This window comes from Campylobacter concisus (assembly GCF_003048555.1).
In the GTDB taxonomy this organism is placed as follows: Bacteria; Campylobacterota; Campylobacteria; order Campylobacterales; family Campylobacteraceae; genus Campylobacter_A; species Campylobacter_A concisus_AO.
In genome coordinates, this window is sequence record NZ_PIRR01000077.1 from 1 (window position 1) to 3184 (window position 3184).

At 36.6% G+C, this 3184-nt stretch carries 3 protein-coding genes; all 3 read right to left on the reverse strand.

Going from position 1 to position 3184, the window contains the following annotated elements:
• Positions 1-94: 94 nt before the first annotated feature.
• Complete coding sequence (locus CVS92_RS08855) at positions 95-850, reverse strand: hypothetical protein (RefSeq protein ID WP_107789210.1); 756 nt, start codon at positions 848-850, stop codon at positions 95-97.
• Positions 847-2664, reverse strand: coding sequence for an excinuclease ABC subunit UvrC (gene uvrC / locus CVS92_RS08860; protein ID WP_107789211.1), 1818 nt, complete (start codon positions 2662-2664; stop codon positions 847-849). Before uvrC ends, CVS92_RS08855 begins: the two co-directional genes overlap by 4 nt.
• On the reverse strand, positions 2658-3184 hold a 527-nt coding region (locus CVS92_RS08865; RefSeq protein ID WP_234398739.1), incomplete at its 5' end, for a hypothetical protein. The genes uvrC and CVS92_RS08865, both read right to left, overlap by 7 nt.

The window sequence follows — 3184 nt, forward strand, 5'->3', positions numbered from 1 at the left end:
TTTTAGTTCTGTAAATTTTTTATAGCTTTCATTTCCGCTATATGCGCAAAAGATCGCTGAAATTATTATTGGCGCTAGTAATATATAAAATTTATTATTTTTCATGGACACTCTTTTTGCTATATTTTTTGACGATATTTTCTATCTCAATTAGTCTTTTGGTAAAAAGAGACATCTCTTTCATCTTTCCATTTTGATTGTTATCTAAAAAAGCGTTAAGCTCATTTGCAAGGTTATTAAGCTTTAAATTTAATGCAGCTTCTCTTATCTCATTTACGTATTTTTTGAGCATTATCTCGTCTTTTGCGATTATGGCCGATTGGATCTGGATAAGAATTTCTCTTGCGTTATGCAAAAAGATATTTAAATAGGATGCAAAATCTTTTTTGCTTAAATTTAGTATTTTAAGCGATGTTTCAAACCAGGAATCATCGATAAGTGATTGTGTCTGCGTGTCAAAAAGATACCATGCGTTTAGTTTAAAAACAGGCAGTCTTAATGTAGGTTTTACTTTTACCGCTGCTATTAGATTTTGGTTGTTTATTATGTCTTGCTTCTCTAAAAGAACGATAAAAAATTTTTCACCATTTTTTAAAATGGCATTTTGCAATCTCGCTTCTAGTAAGATCGCACCACCATCTTTTCTTTTTAAATTTACTCTAGCACTATTATCTTTCGTATTTTGTAAAAATTCTAAGAAGCTGTAGTTTGTACTTTCTTGGCTTGTTATGACTAGCTCGCTTATATCTTTGTATCGCAACAAAAAATCATCCAAACTATCAAAACCCAATAGCTCAAGTGAATCTTGCGTTATCGCAGATATTTTTAAATTTTCATCATATATTATCACTTCAAATTTCCTTCTTTGAGCACTGCAAGTTTTTCTGCTACGCTTTTATTTGTTATTTTTGCCACTTCGTCTAAATTCGCTTCGCTGATTTTATCAAAACTTCCGTAAAAGCTGATTAATTTCGCGATACTTCCTTCAGATACGCCAGCTTGTCTTAGCATTGATCTTTGCATATCGTTTTTCTGCCTTGTTTTTCTGTGAAAGCTGATGACAAATCTATGGCTCTCATCACGCATTTTTTGGAAAAACTGAAGCTTTTTATCGCTCGTACTTAGGCTAAAACTGCCATTTTTTGTGTAAATTTTATCCTTTGCCTCGCCTTTTGCGCGGTGAGCTTTGGCATCGATCTTCTCTTTTGAAATGGCTATCACATCTACGTTTGCGCCACTGCTTGCTAAAATTTCACAGGCTAAGTTTAAAAGCACTTCGCCCCCGTCAATCACCCAAAGATCAGGCGGGCTAAGCTTGTCAAATCTAAGCGCTCTGGCTGTCAAACTCTCTTTCATCTGATCGTAGTCGTTTTTGGAGTTTAAGTGCATGTGGCGGTAGTTTTGCTTTGCCCACTCGCCATGCTCGTAGCGCACCATCGCTCCGACACTTGCCTCGCCAAAAAGGTGTGAGTTGTCGTAAGCCTCGACCACGTAAGGCGTGTGAGCTAGGTCAAAGTACTCTTTTATCTCGTTTAATAGCACGTTATCGTGCGTTTTTAGATATTTTTCGATGCTAACTTCAGCGTTTTTTGTAGCGATCTCACAAATTTTACGCTTATCGCCAATTTTAGGGCAAGTGATGCTAAATTTACGCCCAAATCTCTCGTTTAAAATTTCCTCCACCAGCTCGCTATCTTCAAAACTCTCATGCACATAAATTTTGGTGCTAATTATAGGCTGACCAGCTATGAAGCTTTTTAAAATAGCCTGCTTATAAGCTTCGTTTATCTCGTCTTTTTGAGCGTTTTTGGCCTGCGTGATGTCAGTTTTTACGCCAGTTATCTTGCCACTTTGCACGCTAAATCTCACCGCACAGATCATATCGTGCACGCAAGCGACCGAGTAGGCCTCAAAGTCCTCAAGTTTAGCTAGATCAACTTCAACTTTTGTTTGCATATTTTTAAGTGTTTGTATCTTATCTCTAGTCGCAGCTGCTTGCTCGTAGTCTTCGGCCTTGGCGTAGTTTAGCATGAGCTCTTCAAGGCGAGCGATGAGCAAATTTGGATTTTGTAAGGCCGCGATAGCCTCGTTTACGATCTTAGCGTAGTTTTCTTTTGAAATTTTGCCTTCACACGGGGCGTAGCAGCGTTTCAGCTGATAAAAAAGGCAGGCTTTTTTGCCTTTGATGCAGGATTTTTTCTGAACTAGGTTGAAATTTAGATAAAGTGCCTCAAGTAGCTCGCTAGCTCCACTAAAATATGGCCCAAAATAGCGGATATTCGAGCCTTTTACCACCTTTCTAGTGATTTCAAATCTTGGAAAATCATCATTTAAATTTATAAAAATATAAGGGTAGGTCTTGTCGTCACGAAGCAAGATGTTGTATTTTGGCTTAAGCTGCTTGATGAATGAATTTTCAAGTATGAGCGCGTCTGCTTCGCTTGGAGTGACGATGTATTCAAGATGCACAGCTTCGCTTATCATCTTTGAAATTCTTGGGCTTAGTTTTTCAGCCGGAGCTAGACTTGGGGTAAATTTAAAGTAGCTTTTGACCCTATTTTTTAAAATTTTGGCCTTGCCAACGTATAAGAGCCTATTTTGTGCGTCAAAATACTGATATACGCCAGGCTCGTTTGGAAGCGTTCTTATCTCGTCTATTAGCATCTTGCCTGCTCATTTTTCTTGAGCAAAATTTCTCTTAGCTCTTCAAATTTTTGGTGTATTTGCTCGTCTTTTGCTAAATTTTTAAACTCGCCTTTACTAGCCGGCGCATAAAAGATGGTACTTTGCTCTTTTTGATTAAAAAATTTTAAAAATTTGCTCACGACAAATCTTATATTTTCTTCTTTTTTGTTTTTTGTATAGTTGATTTCGTTAATAGGTTTTGGAGTAAGAATGCTTTTAAAAACGCTATTTTTATTAAAATTGCAAAAGGTTTTTAATAACCTTTTTATATCATTTATACTACTATCACGCCTAAGCTCTAAAAGCCCAGTGGGATGAGTAAGAACAAAGGTTAAAACACCTTCTCTAACGTAGCAAAAAGCTATATAAAATCGTTTTGCTTTCCCCATAAGCTCTAAAAGCTGTTGGCACTCATTTGCCATGCTTAATTTTTCTTTATACAAAGGATTTTCGTGAATAGTATTTATCAAAAATTTAGCGTTTTTCATGGGCTTATCTT

Bases quoted from the DNA above. Each gene is read 5' to 3' on its own strand.
- uvrC (WP_107789211.1), bottom strand. From the start codon at position 2,664: ATGCTAATAGACGAGATAAGAACGCTTCCAAACGAGCCTGGCGTATAT.